This window comes from Phycisphaerae bacterium (assembly GCA_012729815.1).
Taxonomy (GTDB): Bacteria; Planctomycetota; Phycisphaerae; order JAAYCJ01; family JAAYCJ01; genus JAAYCJ01.
On the sequence record JAAYCJ010000093.1, the window covers coordinates 1 to 1,628 of the forward strand.

1 protein-coding gene is annotated in these 1,628 nt (G+C 65.3%); it reads left to right on the plus strand.

What is annotated here, in order from left to right; genetic code table 11:
* The coding region (locus GXY33_07035) for a hypothetical protein (GenBank protein NLX04881.1) at positions 1-1,628 on the plus strand (1,628 nt) is incomplete at both ends.

Here is a 1,628-nt window from a genome sequence, read left to right on the forward strand (position 1 = left end):
GGACTGAACCAATCGTGGATCGACAACCTGCGCAGCCTGCGGGTCATGGCGTCCGGCGCGGTGGATTTCCCGCCGAGCCTCCAGTGGGCCAGGAGGCCCGTGTGGTTCCCGTGGGCCAACCTGGGCGTCTGGGGCCTCGGGCCGCCGCTGGCCCTGTTGGCGGTCGGAGGGCTGGTGTGGACGGCGCGCGACATGCTTCGAAAGCGGGCGGGCGATGAAGTCCTGCTTTGGGTTTGGGTGATCTTCTGGCTCGTGCTTCACGCGTTCACGTTCAACTGCACGATGCGATACCTGCTTCCGATCTGCCCGGCTCTCGCCGTTTTGGCGGCCAGGACGGGAATCCGACTGTGGGATTCCGGACGAATGCACCGCTTGATTGCTCCAGTCGCCTTGGTGGCGACGGCCGTGTGGGCGTTGGCGTTCGCGCAGATCTACGCCCGCCCGCACACCCGCGTCGCGGCAAGCCGCTGGATCTATCAGAACGCCGATCCCTTCGCCCACACGATCGCCAACGAGACGGACTGGGACGACGCCCTGCCGCTGGTCCTCGACAACCACCCCTTCCCAGCCGACCGGCTCGGTCTGAAGCTGGATCTCTATGCACCCGACAACGCGGGCAAACTCGAACACATACTCTCGGTGCTGGATCGCGCCGACCTGATCGTGGTCTCATCCAACCGGCAGTGGGGATCGATCACGAGGCTTCCCGAACGTTATCCGCTGACCTGCGCGTACTACCGCCATCTGCTGGGCTGTCCGGACGATCGGGAGATCGCCTCCTGCTACCGCTGCGCCGTACCGGGGACTTTTCGCGGACGCCTCGGTTTTGAGTTGGCGGCGGTGTTCGAATCGAACCCGGCGCTGGGCCCGTGGCGGATCGGCGACCAGTCGGCTGAGGAGGCGTTCACCGTCTACGACCATCCGAAGGTGCTGCTGTTTCGCAAGCAGCCGGGGTACGACCCGCGGGCTGCGCGGGACCTGCTGAGCCGCGTTGATCTCTCGACGGTCATGCACCTGCGGCCGGACCAGTTTCCGCGCCATCCAGCCAACCTGATGTTGCCCGACCATCGCCTCGCCGCGCAGCGGGCCGGCGGAACGTGGCGAACGTTGTTTGACCCGAACGCGATTGTGAACCGCCGGCCCGTTGTGACGATCATGACGTGGTATCTGCTGATGTGTCTGCTGGGCCTATCGACGTTTCCGCTGATCTGGTTGGCGTTTCCGGGCCTGAGCGACCGCGGCTATCCAATGGCCAAGGCGGCGGGACTGTTGCTGCTGTCGTATCCGGTCTGGCTGGCCGGATCGCTCGGAGTCTCCGTCGATCGGCTCATCATCGCCGCCACCCTGGCGGGCATGGCGGCAACCGGGGCTCTTGTTGCCTGGCACAATCGCCGCACCTTCGGCCGGTTTCTCCGCGAGCGCTGGCGCTATCTCCTCAGCGTCGAGATACTGACAGCCGTCTTCTTCGTCGCGTTCCTGCTGATCCGCATGGCCAACCCGGACCTGTGGCACCCGTTCCGCGGCGGTGAAAAGCCGATGGACCTGGCATACCTGACCGCGGTACTCAAGAGCGCCACGTTCCCGCCTTACGATCCGTGGTTCGCCGGCGGCTACATCAACTACTACTA